This is a genomic window from Thioalkalivibrio sp. ALgr1 (genome assembly GCF_000378285.1).
Lineage (GTDB): Bacteria > Pseudomonadota > Gammaproteobacteria > Ectothiorhodospirales > Ectothiorhodospiraceae > Thioalkalivibrio.
The window spans coordinates 53,597-69,985 of record NZ_KB905136.1 but is presented as its reverse complement, the minus strand read 5'-3'; the positions used below and the strand labels follow the sequence as shown (position 1 = coordinate 69,985).

The window sequence follows — 16,389 nt, the reverse complement described above, 5'->3', positions numbered from 1 at the left end:
CGCCTTTCCGGGTGGCGGTGAATGGAATCGTGCAATGGCGTTGCTGGTACTGAAATTCGGGGGCACCTCGGTGGGCACCACCGAGCGCATCCAGGCGGTCGCGGAGCGGGCGCTGAAGCTGCGCGAGGAGGGCCACCAGGTGGTGATCGTCGTCTCCGCGATGAGTGGCGAGACGGATCGTCTGCTGGGGCTCGCGCATGCGCTGAACCCGCGGGCCGATGGCCGCGAGCTGGATGTACTCCTATCCACCGGCGAGCAGGTGACGATTGCCCTCCTGTCGATGGCGCTGGAGGCGCATGGTTGCCCGGCGCGATCCTATACCGGCGCCCAGGTCACGATTCGCACCGACAGCGCGCATAACAAGGCGCGTATCCGCAGTATTGACGATGCCCGTGTGCGCGCGGATCTGGAGGCCGGCCGTATCGTCGTTGTGGCCGGTTTCCAGGGCGTGGACGAGCACGGCGCGATCACCACGCTGGGCCGCGGCGGATCGGATACCACGGCGGTCGCGCTCGCGGCCGCGCTGAAGGCCGACGAGTGCCGGATTTATACGGATGTCGATGGTGTGTACACCACCGACCCGCGCCTGGTGCCGAATGCGCGACGCCTGCACAGCATCACCTTCGAGGAGATGCTGGAGATGGCGAGCCTCGGGTCCAAGGTGCTGCAGATCCGCGCGGTGGAATTTGCGGGCAAGTACAACGTCCCTCTCAGAGTGCTGTCCTCGTTCGAGGAAGGACCGGGGACCCTGATTACCACGGAGGAGGATGCGCAGGTGGAACAGGCGCTGGTTGCGGGTATCGCGTTCAATCAGAACGAGGCCCAGCTGACGGTTCAGGGCGTCCCCGATCAACCGGGGGTCGCGCATCGCATCCTCGGCCCGATCGCGGACGCCAACATCGAGGTGGACATGATCGTGCAGAACGTGGGCGCGGATCAGACCACCGACTTCACCTTTACGGTTCATCGCAACGACTACGACAAGGCGCTGGCGATTCTGCAGGATGCCTGCAGGGCGCTGAGTGCGCGTGAGGTCTCCGGGGACACCCACATCGTGAAGATCTCGGTGGTCGGCGTCGGTATGCGCTCGCACGCGGGGATTGCCAGCAAGATGTTTGAGGCGCTCTCGCGTGAGACGATCAACATTCGGATGATTTCGACCTCCGAGATCAAGATCTCGGTGGTCGTGGATGAGAAGTACCTCGAACTTGCAGTACGCGCTCTGCACGATGCCTTTGAACTTGAGCAGGAACCTGTCGGTCAACAGGAGGACGGTTAAGGATGACAGACCGTAAAACGGTTACCGGACGACCGACTGCGTCCGACACAGGCACTGCGGAGAAGAGCATGCTCATTTTGACTCGACGTGTGGGCGAGACCCTCATGATCGGCGAGGACGTTTCCGTCACCGTCCTGGGGGTCAAGGGCAATCAGGTTCGTATCGGGATCAACGCGCCTCAGGACGTTGCTGTCCACCGCGAGGAGATTTTCCAGCGCATCCAGCGCGAATCCAACGTAGCGGGCGACGATCAGGGTTCGTCCGGCGGTGGGTCCGCCCCGGGGGGGAGCGTGGCCGCTTCCTCGCGCGACGACTGACAGAGGTTGCCAGGCCCGGCGGCCCCAGTGGCCGCCGGGCCTTTTCTTTATGGGCACAAGTCCGTATCCTGTGCCGCGCATTCCGGAGAGTTGGCCGAGTGGTCGAAGGCGCTCCCCTGCTAAGGGAGTATGGGTCAAAAGCCCATCGAGGGTTCGAATCCCTCACTCTCCGCCAGATCCAGAAAGGGGCCCGAGTGGCCCCTTTCGCACGTCTGGCCCCCGAGGTATCGGGATTCGAACCCGAGATATCGAAAATGATGGTTCGACGGGTGACGCGTAGCGGCACCCGAACGTCGCCGCAGGCGACGGCCCGAAGGGCGAGGCGCGCGTCGCGCCGAGTAATCCTCACTCTTCGCCAGATCCAGAAAGGGGCCCCAAGTGGCCCCTTTCGCACAGCTGGCCCCCGCGGTATCGGGATTCGAACCCGAGATATCGAAAATGATGGTTCGACGGGTGAGGCGCAGCGGTACCCGAACGTCACCGCAGGTGACGGCCCGAAGGGCGAGGCGTATTGGTTGGGGGCTCTAAGGGGCGGAATGACGATAGTCGGCGCGCTGGAAGGCGTTTTCCGGGCTCAGTGACAGCGTGTACCGCCAAGCCCATCGCTGACGGTTTTGCTGAATGCCTGCACGCATTGGGGGTTCCACGCTCCCGAGCGTGCTAAACTTGTGCGAAATGGTCGACTTATAAAGGCCGGATCGGCCAAAGCGGATTTCCTATGTCTCTGACCCCCACTGTCCTGTTCAGCCTGCTGGCGGACGACACCCGCTTGCGTTCGTTGCTGCTGATTCACCTGGAGCGCGAGCTCTGTGTGTGCGAGTTGATGACTGCGCTGGAAATCTCGCAGCCGAAGGTCTCGCGTCATCTGGCCGCGCTGCGTCAGCAGGGCGTGGTGACGACCCGGCGCGAAAGCAACTGGATCTACTACCGGCTGCATCCGCAATTGCCGGGGTGGGCCCGCGAGGTGCTGGCGTCGACGGCCCAGGCTTCGCGCGTCGATGGCACGCTGCGCGAGGATCATGCGCGCCTGCAGGCGATGTGGCGCGATGCCGATCTGGGGCTCCCGGTTTCCCGGCGCACGTCGGAGACCTGATCAGCGCTCCTCGGTGGGAGGCATGGCAATGCCGGCTTCCCGCAACCAGTGACACAGGCGGATCAGCGGCAGACCCACCAGGGCGGTAGGGTCCGAACCCTCCATGCGCTCGAACAGGCTGACGCCCAGGCCTTCCGACTTGAAACTTCCGGCGCAGTCCACGGGATTGTCCAGCGCGACATAGGCCCGAATCTCCGCGTCCGACAGCCGGCGGAAGCTGACGACGTATTCCACGTCCTCCACCTGCGCCTCGCCGCTGGAGGCATCCAACAGGCACAGCCCGGTGTGAAAGGTGACCGTGCCGCCGGACAGCGAGGCCAGCTGTTCGCGGGCGCGCTCGGGATCGCCCGGCTTGCCGAGGATGTGGCCCTGATGGCTGGCGCTCTGGTCGGAACCAATGATCAATGCGCCCGGGTGGGTCCCAGCGACTGCTCGGGCCTTGGCCTCGGCGAGGCGCTGCACGAGGGCCGCCGCGTCTTCGTCCGGGAGCCGCGTCTCGTCGACCTGCGGGGCGGCCGTCGCGAACGGCAGATGCAGGCGCTGCAACAGCTGGGCGCGATAGGGCGAGGTCGAGGCGAGGACGATTTCACGCATGGGGCTTACGCATCCGGGCTGTCGATCTCGATCAGGGCATCGTCCGGGTTGGCGGCCGCACCCTTGGCCACGTTTACCGCGCGCACGGTGCCGGCGATGGGCGCGGCGATCTCGGACTCCATCTTCATCGCCTCGAGCACCAGCACCGGCTGGCCGGCCTCCACGGTGTCGCCCTCGGCCACCAGGACGTCGATGATCGTGCCCGGCATGGACGTGGTGACATCCCCCGGGCGGGTGGCGCGGCGGGATTTCTTGCCCGTGCGCGGCGACTCGGCGCCACCGCTACCGCCGCCGGCGGTGTCGATGGTGTCGAGCGTCTCGATCAGGACCTCTTCCGGCATGCCGTCGATGGTGACGTACATCGGCCGCGTGTCCTCGCGGTGGTGGCCGCTGCCATTCACGCGGATATGGTACGACTCCCCGTGGAAAGTGACGTTGAACTCGACCGGCGCCGGGCAGCCCGCCTGGGTGTTCTCGGGCAGGTTCAATGGTTCCGGTTCCAGTGTCCCGTCGCGGCGCTGCTCGAGGAAGGAACGTCCCACCTCGGGAAACAGCGCGAAGGTCAGTACGTCCTCCGGCCCCTGCGCGAGGTCCCCGATCTCCCGGGTCAGATGGTCCATCTCCGGCTTCAGCAGGTCCGCCGGGCGCACGTCGATGACCTCGGCGTTGCCGATCGCCTTGCGCTGGATCACGCGATTGATCGGACCCGGTGCGCGGCCGTAGTGCCCGGTCAGGTACTGCTTCACCTCGTTGGTGATGGTCTTGTAGCGCTCCCCGGCGAGGACGTTCATCACCGCCTGGGTCCCGACGATCTGCGAGGTCGGCGTGACCAGGGGCGGGTAGCCGAGATCCTCGCGCACGCGCGGGATCTCCTCCAGCACGGCATCAAAGCGATCCAGCGCGTTCTGGTCGCGCAGCTGGTTGGCGAGGTTGGAGATCATGCCGCCCGGGACCTGGTTCACCTGCACGCGGGTGTCGACGCCGGTGTATTCGCTCTCGAAGCGCTGGTACTTCTTGCGCACCTCGTGGAAATACAGGCCGATCTTCTGCAGGGCCACGAGGTCCAGCCCTGTGTCGTGCTTGGTGCCGGACAAGGCCGCAACCAGGCTCTCCGTGGGGGGGTGGCTGGTGCCCCCGGCAAAAGCGGAGATCGCCGTCTCGATGTGGCGGCAGCCGGCCTCGATCGCCTGCCAGTGACACAGCTCGGACAGACCCGAGGTGGCATGCGCATGCAGGTGGATCGGGACATCCAGCGCGTCGACCAGCTCGGTCACCAGTTCGCGGGTGGCCGTCGGGGTCAGCAGCCCGGCCATGTCCTTGATCGCGATGCTCTGCGCCCCCATTGCCACCAGCTCGCGGGCGAGGGCGACGAACTGGGCGGCGGAGTGTACCGGCCCGGTGGTGTAGCACAGCGTGCCCTGGGCATGACCACCGGCCTCGCGCGTGGCCTCGATCGCCGTGCGCAGGTTCCGGGCATCGTTCATCGCATCGAAGATGCGGATGATGTCGATGCCGCCGGCCACGGACCGTTCAACAAAGGCGCGCACGACATCATCGGCATAGTGGCGGTAACCGAGCAGGTTCTGCCCGCGCAGCAGCATCTGCAGCGGCGTGTTGGGCAGCGCGGCCTTGAGCTGGTGCAGGCGTTCCCACGGGTCTTCCTTGAGAAAGCGCACGCAGGCGTCGAACGTGGCCCCGCCCCAGGCCTCGAGGGAGTGAAAGCCGATCGCGTCCATCTGCTCGCAGATCGGCAGCATGTCCTCGGTGCGCATGCGCGTGGCGATCAGGCTCTGGTGGCCGTCGCGCAGGGTGACATCCGTAATGTGAACTCGATCCATGGCTAGTCCGGTGTTCGGGCGGGGCAGTGTTTCCCTAAAGCCCGTGGTGGGCGGCGATTGCGGCGGCGATTGCGACGGCCAGCTGGCGGTCGGAGCGCTTGGCCGGTAGCTCGGTCAGTTCTGGGTGCTCGGCGATGAAGCCGGTATTGAAATCCGCGCGGCGAAAATCCGGGTGGTTCACGATCGCCAGGTGATACGGGATGGTGGTCTTGACCCCGAACACGCCCATGTCGCGCAGGGCCCGGTTGCTGCGCGCCAGCAGGTCGTCCCACTCCAGCGCCCAGCAGATCAGCTTGGCGCACATCGAATCGTAGTGGGGCGGGATCTCGTAGCCGGTGTAGATCGCGCCGTCGGTGCGCACGCCCGGGCCACCGGGGGCGAAGTAGCGCGTGATGCGACCGAAGCTTGGCAGGAAGTCGTTGGTCGGGTCTTCCGCGTTGATGCGGAACTCCATGGCGAAGCCGCGCCGCGTGATCTGCGACTGGTCGTAACGCAGGGGGTCGCCACTGGCGATGCGCAACTGCTCCTGCACGATGTCCACGCCGGTGATCATCTCGGTCACCGGATGCTCGACCTGCAGGCGCGTATTCATCTCCATGAAATAAAACGTGTCATCGCCGTCCATCAGGAACTCGACGGTACCGGCGTTCTGGTAGCCGACGGCCTGGGCGGCGGTAACGGCCAGTGTGCCCAGGTGCTCGCGCTGGGCCTCGCTCAACTGCGGCGAGGGGGCGATCTCCACCAGTTTCTGGTGGCGCCGCTGCACGGAGCAGTCGCGCTCGTACAGGTGCACGGCATTGCCCTGCGTATCCGCGAGGATCTGTACCTCGATGTGGCGCGGGTTGACCACGGCCTTTTCCAGGAAGATCTCGGTGCTGCCGAACGCACGGGTCGCCTCCGAACGCACGCGGTCGAAGTTGCGCCGCAGGGCGTCCGCGTCGTCGCACAGGCGAATGCCACGCCCGCCGCCGCCACTGGTCGCTTTGAGCATCACCGGATAGCCGATGGCCTCGGCGGCCTCCAGTGCGGCCTCCAGGGTTTCCAGGTTGCCCTCCGACCCTGGGGTGACCGGGACCCCGGCCTCGATCATTGCCTTTCGCGCGGCCACCTTGTCGCCCATGCGGCGGATGACGCTGGCGTCCGGGCCGACCCAGGTGAGCCCGCGCGCGTCGCAGGCCGCGGCGAAATCCGCGTTCTCCGAGAGAAAGCCGTATCCCGGGTGTACGGCGTCGCATCCGGCCGCGCGGGCCACACTGAGCAGCCGGTGGATGCTCAGGTAGCCACCCATGCTGTCGGGGCCGATCGCGTAGGCCTCGTCCGCCTTTTTAACGTGCAGGGCGTGGCGGTCGGCGTCGGTATGCACCGCGACCGAGGTAATCCCCATCTCCGCGCAGGCCCGGATCAGGCGTACGGCGATCTCGCCCCGGTTGGCTATGAGCAGCTTGCGGATCAAACGGAAGGCCTTGGGAAGGTCAGTGAAAGCCCGAGTATCGGCATGCAGTCGAAGGCCTGCAAGTTTCTGTTTCGCTTTGACAGAACGGCCCTCTCGCGCGTATATTCCGCGCCCTTGTATTTGAGTGTTCTATGAGTCGTATTCCCGTATCTCTCGACCCGTGGCAGCCACGGGCCCGGCACCAGGAATTCGAAGGCGATTTGTCTGCGGAGGACCTGCCGCGCCTGCGGGACGAGGCGCTGGCCGAGCACCCGCTGCGAGTCCATGTCCGTTTCGGGCTGGAGCGCGGTGCGCTGGACGAGGTGCGGCTGGCCGGTGTGATCACCGGCGAGCTCTGGCAGACCTGCCAGCGCTGCCTGCAGCCGATGGCCTGGGAATTCCGGCTGGAGACCGATGCGGTGATCCTGCCGGCGGGCGGCTCCGTAGAAGGCCTGGGCGCGGACGAGGACATCCTCGAACTCGAGGACGACGGACGGCTGCACCCGGCGGTCTGGGCCGAGGACGAGGTGCTGCTGGCCTGGCCGCTGGTGCCGCGCCACGTGGACTGCGAGCCCGCAGTGGAACCCGAGTTTGTTCCCGGGCAGCGCGAGGACAACCCGTTTGCGGTGCTCGAGCAGCTAAAGGGCAGTTCGAGCGACGGCGAGGATCGGTAGGCCGGGCGGAGCAGGGCGCCGCCCGGCTCGAAACGCTATACTTGCGCCCGTTTTTGATTCGGGCTAACCCCGCACAGGCGGGATTTGATTAATCTGGAGATTCATCATGGCTGTGCAACAACGCCGCAAGACCCGTTCCAAGCGCGATATGCGCCGTTCCCACGACGGGCTGAAGGGCGCGACCCTGTCCACCGATCCGACCACCGGAGAGGTCCATCGCCGGCATCACGTGACCCCGGACGGGTTCTACCGTGGTCGTCAGGTGATCCAGCAGGACGTCGAAGTCGAAGACGACGAAGACTAAGCTCGGCGTGATGACCTTGCTGGGGCCACGGCTGCGGCTGCACCGTGGCCTTTCCGCGTTTAATCGGGCCCGGTCGTTGGGTGTCTCGCGGGCGCGCGCATGAGCCGAGAATTCACCATCGCCCTGGACGTGATGGGTGGCGACCATGGGGCCCCCGTGGTATTGCCGGCCGCCCGCCGTTCGCTGAAGGTGGCGGACGACTTCCGCCTGCTGCTGGTGGGGGACGAGGCGACGATCGAGTCCGGTCTTGCCGACTGGACGCCTGCCGAGCGCGACCGTGTGGAAATCGTGCATGCCAGCCAGGTAGTCGGCATGGAGGAGTCGCCGGCCGTCGCCCTGCGCACCAAGCGCGATTCCTCGATGCGGGTCGCCATCGATCAGGTCAAGAAAGGCACGGCCCAGGCCTGTGTGTCCGCCGGTAACACCGGCGGGCTGATGGCCACTGCGCGCTATGTGCTGAAGACCCTGCCGGGGATCGATCGTCCGGCGATCGCGACCGCGCTGCCGTCGCTTTACGGCCATACCCACATGCTGGATCTTGGCGCCAACGTGGACGTCGAGGCGGCACACCTGTACCAGTTCGCGGTGATGGGCTCGGTGCTGGCGAATGCGGTGGACGGGCTCGAGGCCCCCAAGGTGGGACTGCTCAATATCGGGTCGGAGGCCATCAAGGGTAACGATCGGGTACGCGAGGCCGGGCGCATGCTGGAGGAATCCAGTCTGAACTATGTCGGCTTCGTCGAGGGCAACGACGTCTACTGCAGTGATGTCGATGTGGTCGTCTGCGACGGCTTTGTCGGCAACGTCGCGCTGAAGGTCAGCGAGGGCGTGGCCAAGATGATCTCGACGAACATGAAGGCCGAATTCCGTGCCTCGCTGTACTCGCGTCTGGCCGGATTGTTTGCCCTGCCCGTGCTGCGCCGGTTGCGCCACCGCTTTGACCACCGACGCTATAACGGGGCCTCGCTGCTGGGGTTGCAGGGCGTGGTGATCAAGAGCCACGGCAGTGCCGATGCGCTGGCATTCGAATACGCGATCCGCATCGCCCGGGTCGAGGCGGAGGCGAACATCTCCAGCCGCATCGACAAGCAGCTGGGTCAGCTACTGGGGCAGGAGCACGCGCAGTGAAGCATGCACGCATCAGCGGGACCGGGAGCTACCTGCCCGAGCGGATCCTGACCAACGCCGATCTCGAGGCCATGGTGGATACCTCGGATGCGTGGATTCAGGAGCGCACCGGGATTCGCGAGCGCCACATCGTGGCCGAAAACCAGGTGACCTCCGACCTGGCGCTGAAGGCCGCCGAGCGTGCGCTGGATGCCGCGGGCATCCGTCCCGCCGACCTGGACCTGATCATCGTCGCCACCACGACCCCGGACCAGATTTTCCCCAGTACCGCCTGCATCCTGCAGGCGAAGCTGGGTATCGGCGGCTGTCCGGCATTCGACGTGCAGGCGGTGTGTTCCGGTTTTGTCTATGCACTCGCCACGGCCGATCGCTTCATGCAGAGCGACGAGATCCGGCATGTGCTGGTCGTCGGGGCCGAGACGCTCTCGCGCATCACCGACTACACCGACCGCGGCAACTGCATCCTGTGGGGCGATGGCGCGGGCGCGGTGGTGCTGTCGCGCTCGCCGGACCCGGGCATCATCTCCACCCACCTGCACGCGGATGGCCACCACAAGGGCCTGCTGGAGGTCCCGGGCGGGGTCTCGCAGCCCGGCGACAACCCGGATCTCGAGTTTATCCGCATGGAAGGCCGCGCGGTCTTCCGGGTCGCGGTCAACACCCTGGACCAGATCGTCGACGAGACACTGGAATACAACGGGATCGAGAAGTCCGAGCTGGACTGGCTGGTCCCGCACCAGGCCAACATCCGCATCATCCAGGCCACGGCCAAGAAGCTGAACATGTCCATGGATAACGTCGTGGTCACGGTCGACCGGCACGGCAACACCTCCGCCGCGTCGATTCCGCTGGCGCTGGATACCGCCGTGCGCGACGGGCGTATCAAGAAGGGCGACCTGATCCTGACTGAGGCCTTTGGCGGCGGCTTTACCTGGGGCTCCGCGCTGATCCGGATGTAGCGCGCGCCGCTTCGCGATTCCATTCCTGTGGGAGCCTGCTTGCAGGCGAAGCCCCTGCCAAAGCCTGATACGAAGCGGTTCGCCGAAAGACGGGAGTCGACGACATGGGTCGCGAGATCGAACGCAAGTTTCTGCTGGCCAGTGATACCTGGCGCGAGGCCGTGGTGCGCTCGCAGCGCATGCGCCAGGGCTATCTGTGCGGCAATGATCGCGCCTCGATCCGCGTGCGCGTGGACGAGGAGGGCGCGAACCTGAACATCAAGAGCGCGACCCTGGGGGTCGAGCGCGACGAGTACCAGTACGCGATCCCGGTCGAAGAGGCCCATCGCCTTCTCGACACCCTCGCGGGTCCGCAGGTCGAGAAGACGCGCTACTGGGTGGATGTGGACGGCTGGGAATACGAGATCGACGTGTTCGAGGGCGCCAATGCCGGCCTGATCGTCGCCGAGCTGGAATTGCCCGCGAGCGATGCCGACTTCCCGCGCCCCGAATGGCTGGGCGAGGAGGTCTCGCATGACCCGCGCTACTACAACACCGAGCTGGCCCGGAACCCCTACCGCGACTGGCCCGATGCAAGCTGATTCCTTTCCCGTGTTCGATCCGGACTGCCGGCGCTGCCCGCGCCTGGCCGGTTTTCTGGAAGACGTGCGGGCGAAGCACCCGGACTACCATGCCGCTCCGGTGCCCTCGTTTGGGCCGCTGGATGCCCGCCTGCTGATCGTTGGACTCGCCCCGGGGATGCACGGGGCCAACGCGACGGGGCGGCCCTTCACCGGGGACTACGCCGGGGTGCTGCTCTACGAGACCCTGCACCAGTACGGCTTTGCGACCGGCCCCGAGAGCGTGCGCGCGGACGACGGGCTGCAGTTGCTGGACTGCCGCATCACGAATGCGGTGAAGTGCCTGCCGCCGCAGAACAAGCCCACCACCGAGGAGATCCGCACCTGCAACGGTTTCCTGGCCGCGGAGATGGACGCGATGCAGCCCCGGGTGATCCTGGCGCTGGGCAAGATCGCCCATGACGCGGTGCTGCGGGCCTGCGGCCTGCCGCTGTCCAGCCTGCGCTTTGCCCACGGCGCCGAGCATGCACTGGATGGCATGCGGCTGATCGACTCCTACCACTGCTCCCGCTACAACACCCAGACCCGCCGCCTCACCCCGGCCATGTTCGGCGAACTCTTCGCCCGCATCCGTACCCACCTCGAGTAGAAAAGCCTGTTTGGTCCGGCTGCTCGCGATGGCGTGGGGCCCAAAGGTGTCGAGGTACCAACGTGCGAAGGGCATTGAACGCCCTCTGCTGACATCTCTCACGCCCAGTTGCCCTGCAGGTTTGGCCGACTCCCTTGGCCGTTCCGGTATCCTGAAGCTGTCATGAGTGCCTCCGACACCAGTTTCGATTCCAAGGCCTTCCTGAAGACGCTGACGCAGTCGCCCGGCGTCTATCAGATGCTGGATGCCAGCGGCGGCGTGCTGTACGTCGGCAAGGCGCGCAATCTCAGGAGCCGTGTGGCCAGCTACTTTCGCGGTTCGGATGATCGCGGGCCGCGGATCCGGTCGATGGTGCGCCAGATCGCGGACATCCGCGTCGCGGTCACGCACACCGAGGCCGAGGCCCTGCTGCTCGAGGCCAACCTGATCAAGCGCCACCGGCCGCGCTACAACGTGCTGCTGCGCGACGACAAAAGCTACCCCTACATCTTCGTGTCCGGTCAGGAGTACCCGCGTCTGGGTTTTCACCGGGGCGCGAAAAAGAAGGGCGTGCGCTATTTCGGTCCGTACCCGTCGGCCGGGGCGGTGCGCGAGAGCCTGGCGCTGCTGCAGAAGCTGTTTCAGGTGCGTCAGTGCGAGGACAGCGTGTTCGCGCACCGCTCCCGGCCCTGCCTGCAGTATCAGATCGGGCGCTGTACGGCACCCTGCGTGGGCTACATCACGCCCGAGGAGTATGCCCGCGACGTCGAGTCTTCCGTGCAGTTCCTGCAGGGCAAGAGCGAGGTGGTGATCGCCGATCTGATGCAGCGCATGGAGGCGGCCTCCGAGCGTCTCGACTTCGAGCATGCGGCCCGGCTGCGGGACCAGATCGCGCGGCTGCGCCAGATCTCCGAGCAGCAGTTTGTCTCCGGCGGCGAGGGCGATGCCGACGTGATTGCGCTGGCGCAGGAGGCGGGCGCGGTGGCCGTGGAGATCTTCTTCGTGCGCGGCGGACAGAACCTGGGCAACCGCGAGCTGTTCCCGAACGTGCCGGAGGCCACTGACACCGGGGAGATCATGGCGGCGGTGCTGGCGCAGTACTACGCCGAACGCGAACCGCCGGCGCGCGTGCTGCTGTCGCACGAGCCGGAAGGCGCGCCGGCGCTGGAGGCCTTCCTGATGGAGCGCCGCGGGGGCCGCAAGGTCCAGGTCGCCTGGTCGCTGCGCGGGGATCGGGCGCGCTGGCTGGATATGGCGCGGCGCAATGCCGAACTGGCGCTGAAGACCCGCATTGCCAGTCAGGCCGGACAGACCGCGCGCCTGGACGCCCTCACCGCCGAACTGAATCTGGAGAATCCCCCGAAGCGCATGGAGTGCTTCGACATCTCGCACACCGGCGGCGAGCGCACGGTCGCTTCTTGTGTGGTGTTTGGGCCCGAGGGGCCGATCAAGTCCGACTACCGGCGGTTCAACATCGACGGCATCGAGCCCGGCGACGATTACGCCGCGATGCATCAGGCCCTGAGCCGGCGCTTCGCGCGGCTGAAGAAGGGGGAAGGGCAGGAGCCGGACATCCTGTTCATCGATGGTGGCAAGGGGCAGGTTACGCAGGCGCTCAATGCGCTGGCGGACCTCGGGCTGGATCACATCCGCGTGATCGGCGTCGCCAAGGGCGAGGAACGCCGGCCGGGTATGGAAACTCTGATATTGAGCGAGGTGGAGGCCCCCTCTATACTCCCCGCGCACTCGGGTGCGCTGCACCTGATCCAGCAGATTCGCGACGAGGCGCACCGATTCGCGATCACTGGGCACCGTGCGCGCCGTGCCAAGGCGCGCAAGGAATCGACCCTGGAGTCGATCCCGGGGCTGGGGCCGAAGCGCCGCAGCGCGTTGCTGCGCCACTTCGGGGGGCTGCGCGGAGTGGCCCGGGCCGGCGTCGACGAGCTGACCAAGGTGCCGGGCATCCACCGGCGGCTCGCGCAGGCGATTTACGACCAGTTTCACGAGGGCTGACCAGCAGATGATCCGTGAACTCCCCAACTGGCTGACCTGGTCGCGGATCGTCATGATCCCGCTGCTGATCGTCGTGTTCTACGCGCTGCCGATGCCCACGGCCGGCATCGTCGCGGCGATCGTCTTTGCGCTCGCCGCGATCACCGACTGGGCGGACGGCTACCTGGCCCGGCGCTGGGAGGTGACCAGCCGCTTCGGTGCGTTCCTCGACCCGGTGGCGGACAAGTTGATCGTGGCCGCCGCGCTGGTCCTGGTCGTGGATCACAACCCGGGCGTGGGCCTGGCGCTGGCGGCGGTCGTCATTATCGGGCGCGAGATCGCGATCTCGGCCTTGCGCGAATGGATGGCCGAGGTCGGCGCCAGCGCGAAGGTGGCCGTATCCTGGGTCGGCAAGGTCAAGACCACCGCCCAGATGGTGGCGATCTTCCTCCTGCTGTGGGCGGAGCCGGTCGCCGGGCTGCCGATTTTCGCGATCGGTGAATGGCTGCTGTATCTGGCGGCCATCCTGACGCTGGTCTCGATGGTGCAGTACATGCTGGCGGCTGCGCGCGGGCGCTGATTGGCCGCACGGAAACACCGGCGGGGTATTGACGTTCGCCCCCGGTGCGGTAGAATACGCGCCGTTAACGAAGAGCGGGAATAGCTCAGCTGGTAGAGCACAACCTTGCCAAGGTTGGGGTCGCGAGTTCGAATCTCGTTTCCCGCTCCAACAGATTCCTGAAACCCCGGTTCGGCCGGGGTTTTCTGTTTCGGCCGCCGCCTGTCGCATCACGCGGGCATCATGCGGACCGGGACCCACCCGATACAGGCTGGGTGGCAGAGTGGTTATGCAGCGGACTGCAAATCCGTGTACGCCGGTTCGATTCCGACCCCAGCCTCCATCATCGCGCTTCGCGCCAGGGCCGCCTTCGGGCGGCCTTTTCTTTTGTCGGTATGGCGTGCCAGCGCGGATCGAAATCAGTATGGAAATTCTCGTCCCAATAAGGGTTACAGGGTCTATGCTCTTAACTCGATAACCACAACAAGACGGGGACGCGAGATGCTGATTGTTGGCCTGATTATCGTCGTGGCGGCACTGGTGTTTGCCACCGTGAAGCTGCGAGTCCACCCCTTCCTTGCCCTGTTGCTGGCGGCCTTCGTGATGGCACTGATCGGAGGTATTGCCCCGAAAGAGGCGATCAGCGTCATCAACGACGGCTTCGGCGGTACGCTCGGCTATATCGGGATCGTGATCGCGCTGGGTACGATCATCGGGGTGATCCTGGATCGCACCGGGGCGGCGATCGTGATGGCGGAGGCGATCATTCGGGCGTTGTCGGATCGATTCCCGAACCTTACGGCCACGATCATCGGCTACATCGTGTCCATCCCGGTGTTCTGCGACTCCGGCTACGTAATCCTGAACTCCCTGAAGAACGCGCTGGCGAAGAAGGCGGGCGTGTCCCTGGTGGCGATGAGTGTGGCACTGGCGACGGGTCTGTTCGCCACGCATAACTTCGTCCCGCCGACCCCGGGTCCGATCGCCGCGGCCAGCAACATCGGCATCGCCGATGCGCTAGGGCTGGTGATCCTGTTCGGCCTGTTGGTGGCCGCCGTGGCGGCGGCAGTGGGCTGGCTCTGGGCGAGCCGCTATACCCACGCGAACGACGACGAACTGCTCGAGCCAGACCCGATCGAGGAGGCGACTGGCCAGGAGGTGAAGAAGCCGGAGCCCGATCTGGCCCATCGCCCGTCCACCCTGGCGGCATTCATGCCGATCCTGGCGCCGATTGTACTGATCTCCATCGGTTCGATCGCGTCGCTGGCCACGCGCGATGCCGATCCCGGCATGTTCGCGGAGGGGCTGATCTTCCTCGGCCAGCCGGTGGTCGCCTTGGCGATTGGCGTGGTGTTCGCCCTGCTGCTGGTGAAGGGTGGTGACAAACGCGGGCGTTTCCACCAGATGACGGTCGATGCGGTCCTGCTCGCGGCGCCGATCCTGCTGATCACTGGGGCCGGCGGCGCGTTTGGCTCCGTGCTGCAGGAGACCCCGATTGGTGACCAGCTCGGCGACATGCTGACCGGTCTTGGACTGGGGCTGTTGGTGCCGTTCCTGCTCGCGGCTGCGCTGAAGTCGGCCCAGGGTTCGTCGACGGTTGCGCTGGTGGCCGCCTCGAGCATGGTGGCACCACTGCTGCCCTCGCTGGGCCTGGACTCCGACATGGGCATGGTGCTGGCGGTGATGGCTGTCGGTGCCGGCGCTATGACTGTCTCCCACGCGAACGACAGCTTCTTCTGGGTGGTGACCCAGTTCAGCCGCATGAAGGTGTCGACCGCCTACAAGGCCTATACGACCGCCACGCTGTTGCAGGGTGTGAGCGCGATGATCGTGATCTACCTGCTGGGGCTCGTCTTTGTCTGAGCTGAGGCGGGTCGTGCTGTGTCCGGACAGCTTCAAGGGCAGTCTGGATGCGGCAGACGTGGCCCAGGCGATGGCTCGCGGTGTACATGCCGCGAGTCCATCCACCCGCATCCGGGCGTTGCCGATGGCGGATGGAGGAGAAGGGACGGCGGAACTGGTCAGCCATACGATGGGTTGGGCCTGGCATTTGTCCGATGTCCGTGATCCGCGTGGGCAGCATGTCTCGGCGGGCTGGGGGTGCGATGCCGTCACCCGACGCGCGGTGATTGATGTCGCCTCGGCCTGTGGGCTGGACCTGGTGCCCGAGGCCGAGCGCGATCCGTGGAGGCTCGATACCCGCGGCGTGGGGCAGCTGATCCTTGCCGCCCTGGATGCCGGTGCCCGGCATGTGCTGATCGGCCTCGGGGGCAGCGGCACGGTGGATGGCGGTGCCGGGATGCTGCACGCACTGGGGGTCCGCTTTCGGGACCGAGAAGGGGCCGAGCTGGATCCTGTCCCGGACCGGCTGGAGCACCTGGAAAGTGCCGATTTCTCTGGTCTGGAGCCACGGCTTGCGGGACTCCGCATCACGGTGCTGAACGATGTCGACAACCCGTTGACGGGCAACCGGGGTGCTGCGGCGGTGTTCGGCCCGCAAAAGGGCCTGGCCACGAAAGACGTGCCACGCATGGATGCCTACATGGAGCGGCTGGAACGCGCGATTGACGAGGCGGGGGAGTTGCGCCGCCCGGGCGCCATGCCCGGGGCGGGGGCTGCCGGCGGACTGGGCTTTGCACTGGCCTGTGTCCTGCGCGGGCAGTCACGCATGGGGGCGGTGTACCTGGCGGATCTGATCGATCTCGATGCGGCGATCGCCGGGAGCGATCTGGTGATCACGGGTGAGGGGCAGGTCGACGGCCAGACCGCGCATGGCAAGGTCGTGGCCGAGGTGGTTCGGCGGGCACGGCGCTGCTGTGTGCCGGTCGTCGCCGTGGCCGGTTCGATCGATGCCACCCCGGAGGAACTCGAGGCGGTGGGGCTCGCCGACGCGCGCGCCCTTTGTGATGGCACGATCACGCTGGAGCAGGCGATGGGCGAGCCCGGGCGCTGGATCATGGAGCGTACGCGCGCACTGGTGGAGGCGCGAGGGGCGCGATCGGTCTAACGAACGGATAACAACGGGCGGTCCG

The 16,389-nt window shown here is 66.2% G+C and carries 16 protein-coding genes and 3 tRNA genes; 16 read left to right on the top strand and 3 right to left on the bottom strand.

What is annotated here, in order from left to right; translation table 11 throughout:
* Positions 1-34: 34 nt before the first annotated feature.
* The 4 genes from F466_RS0111345 to F466_RS0111330 all read left to right on the top strand — a co-directional run bounded on the left by F466_RS0111345 (position 35) and on the right by F466_RS0111330 (position 2,689).
* The gene (locus tag F466_RS0111345; protein WP_018138521.1) at positions 35-1,279 is read left to right on the top strand and encodes an aspartate kinase; all 1,245 of its coding nucleotides are present in this window, start codon (positions 35-37) and stop codon (positions 1,277-1,279) included.
* Positions 1,280-1,347: 68 nt separating this feature from the next.
* Entirely contained in the window at positions 1,348-1,596 is a 249-nt protein-coding gene (csrA, locus tag F466_RS0111340) for a carbon storage regulator CsrA (protein ID WP_012982990.1), read from the top strand.
* 84 nt (positions 1,597-1,680) lie between these two features.
* Positions 1,681-1,771, top strand: a tRNA-Ser gene (locus tag F466_RS0111335).
* A 543-nt stretch (positions 1,772-2,314) separates the two neighbouring features.
* Positions 2,315-2,689 (top strand): metalloregulator ArsR/SmtB family transcription factor, encoded by a 375-nt coding sequence (locus tag F466_RS0111330; RefSeq protein ID WP_018994153.1) that lies wholly within the window; start codon positions 2,315-2,317, stop codon positions 2,687-2,689.
* Here F466_RS0111330 and F466_RS0111325 read toward each other — a convergent pair whose 3' ends face one another.
* The 3 genes from F466_RS0111325 to F466_RS0111315 are packed head-to-tail and all read right to left on the bottom strand — an operon-like array spanning position 2,690 to position 6,574.
* On the bottom strand, positions 2,690-3,283 hold the full coding sequence (locus F466_RS0111325) for a nucleoside triphosphate pyrophosphatase (protein ID WP_018994152.1): 594 nt from the start codon (positions 3,281-3,283) through the stop codon (positions 2,690-2,692).
* 5 nt (positions 3,284-3,288) lie between these two features.
* Complete coding sequence (oadA, locus tag F466_RS0111320) at positions 3,289-5,121, bottom strand: sodium-extruding oxaloacetate decarboxylase subunit alpha (RefSeq protein WP_018994151.1); 1,833 nt, start codon at positions 5,119-5,121, stop codon at positions 3,289-3,291.
* A 34-nt stretch (positions 5,122-5,155) separates the two neighbouring features.
* The gene (locus tag F466_RS0111315) at positions 5,156-6,574 is read right to left on the bottom strand and encodes an acetyl-CoA carboxylase biotin carboxylase subunit (RefSeq protein WP_018994150.1); all 1,419 of its coding nucleotides are present in this window, start codon (positions 6,572-6,574) and stop codon (positions 5,156-5,158) included.
* Positions 6,575-6,705: 131 nt separating this feature from the next.
* Here F466_RS0111315 and F466_RS0111310 point away from each other — a divergent pair, with 131 nt between their 5' ends.
* From F466_RS0111310 to F466_RS0111255, 12 genes are all read left to right on the top strand, one after another.
* Positions 6,706-7,227 (top strand): DUF177 domain-containing protein, encoded by a 522-nt coding sequence (locus F466_RS0111310; RefSeq protein WP_026278827.1) that lies wholly within the window; start codon positions 6,706-6,708, stop codon positions 7,225-7,227.
* Positions 7,228-7,333: 106 nt separating this feature from the next.
* On the top strand, positions 7,334-7,531 hold the full coding sequence (gene rpmF, locus F466_RS0111305) for a 50S ribosomal protein L32 (protein ID WP_012982981.1): 198 nt from the start codon (positions 7,334-7,336) through the stop codon (positions 7,529-7,531).
* A gap of 99 nt (positions 7,532-7,630) precedes the next feature.
* Entirely contained in the window at positions 7,631-8,659 is a 1,029-nt protein-coding gene (gene plsX / locus F466_RS0111300; RefSeq protein ID WP_018994149.1) for a phosphate acyltransferase PlsX, read from the top strand.
* The gene (locus F466_RS0111295; RefSeq protein WP_018138528.1) at positions 8,656-9,618 is read left to right on the top strand and encodes a beta-ketoacyl-ACP synthase III; all 963 of its coding nucleotides are present in this window, start codon (positions 8,656-8,658) and stop codon (positions 9,616-9,618) included. Before plsX ends, F466_RS0111295 begins: the two co-directional genes overlap by 4 nt.
* 104 nt (positions 9,619-9,722) lie before the next feature.
* Entirely contained in the window at positions 9,723-10,199 is a 477-nt protein-coding gene (locus F466_RS0111290; protein WP_018138529.1) for a CYTH domain-containing protein, read from the top strand.
* Complete coding sequence (locus F466_RS0111285; protein ID WP_018994148.1) at positions 10,189-10,827, top strand: uracil-DNA glycosylase; 639 nt, start codon at positions 10,189-10,191, stop codon at positions 10,825-10,827. Before F466_RS0111290 ends, F466_RS0111285 begins: the two co-directional genes overlap by 11 nt.
* A 162-nt stretch (positions 10,828-10,989) precedes the next feature.
* A complete protein-coding gene (uvrC, locus tag F466_RS0111280) occupies positions 10,990-12,819 on the top strand; it encodes an excinuclease ABC subunit UvrC (RefSeq protein ID WP_018994147.1) in 1,830 nt (609 codons plus the stop codon).
* Between the two features lie 7 nt (positions 12,820-12,826).
* On the top strand, positions 12,827-13,378 hold the full coding sequence (gene pgsA, locus F466_RS0111275) for a CDP-diacylglycerol--glycerol-3-phosphate 3-phosphatidyltransferase (RefSeq protein WP_018138532.1): 552 nt from the start codon (positions 12,827-12,829) through the stop codon (positions 13,376-13,378).
* A 74-nt stretch (positions 13,379-13,452) separates the two neighbouring features.
* Positions 13,453-13,528 (top strand) — tRNA-Gly (locus tag F466_RS0111270).
* Between the two features lie 98 nt (positions 13,529-13,626).
* Positions 13,627-13,700: transfer RNA gene (locus F466_RS0111265), tRNA-Cys, on the top strand.
* A 158-nt stretch (positions 13,701-13,858) separates the two neighbouring features.
* Positions 13,859-15,220, top strand: a complete 1,362-nt coding sequence (locus tag F466_RS0111260) for a GntP family permease (protein WP_018138533.1) — start codon at positions 13,859-13,861, stop codon at positions 15,218-15,220.
* Positions 15,221-15,233: 13 nt separating this feature from the next.
* On the top strand, positions 15,234-16,364 hold the full coding sequence (locus tag F466_RS0111255) for a glycerate kinase (protein WP_019592480.1): 1,131 nt from the start codon (positions 15,234-15,236) through the stop codon (positions 16,362-16,364).
* Positions 16,365-16,389: the final 25 nt, after the last annotated feature.

What these genes read in the sequence shown, in the direction of transcription:
- plsX (WP_018994149.1), top strand. Translation starts at nt 7,631, where the DNA reads ATGAGCCGAGAATTCACCATCGCCCTGGACGTGATGGGTGGCGACCAT.
- F466_RS0111290 (WP_018138529.1), top strand. Translation starts at nt 9,723, where the DNA reads ATGGGTCGCGAGATCGAACGCAAGTTTCTGCTGGCCAGTGATACCTGG.
- rpmF (WP_012982981.1), top strand. Translation starts at nt 7,334, where the DNA reads ATGGCTGTGCAACAACGCCGCAAGACCCGTTCCAAGCGCGATATGCGC.
- F466_RS0111330 (WP_018994153.1), top strand. Translation starts at nt 2,315, where the DNA reads ATGTCTCTGACCCCCACTGTCCTGTTCAGCCTGCTGGCGGACGACACC.
- pgsA (WP_018138532.1), top strand. Translation starts at nt 12,827, where the DNA reads ATGATCCGTGAACTCCCCAACTGGCTGACCTGGTCGCGGATCGTCATG.
- uvrC (WP_018994147.1), top strand. Translation starts at nt 10,990, where the DNA reads ATGAGTGCCTCCGACACCAGTTTCGATTCCAAGGCCTTCCTGAAGACG.
- F466_RS0111285 (WP_018994148.1), top strand. Translation starts at nt 10,189, where the DNA reads ATGCAAGCTGATTCCTTTCCCGTGTTCGATCCGGACTGCCGGCGCTGC.
- F466_RS0111325 (WP_018994152.1), bottom strand. Translation starts at nt 3,283, where the DNA reads ATGCGTGAAATCGTCCTCGCCTCGACCTCGCCCTATCGCGCCCAGCTG.
- csrA (WP_012982990.1), top strand. Translation starts at nt 1,348, where the DNA reads ATGCTCATTTTGACTCGACGTGTGGGCGAGACCCTCATGATCGGCGAG.
- F466_RS0111310 (WP_026278827.1), top strand. Translation starts at nt 6,706, where the DNA reads ATGAGTCGTATTCCCGTATCTCTCGACCCGTGGCAGCCACGGGCCCGG.
- F466_RS0111345 (WP_018138521.1), top strand. Translation starts at nt 35, where the DNA reads ATGGCGTTGCTGGTACTGAAATTCGGGGGCACCTCGGTGGGCACCACC.
- F466_RS0111260 (WP_018138533.1), top strand. Translation starts at nt 13,859, where the DNA reads ATGCTGATTGTTGGCCTGATTATCGTCGTGGCGGCACTGGTGTTTGCC.
- oadA (WP_018994151.1), bottom strand. Translation starts at nt 5,121, where the DNA reads ATGGATCGAGTTCACATTACGGATGTCACCCTGCGCGACGGCCACCAG.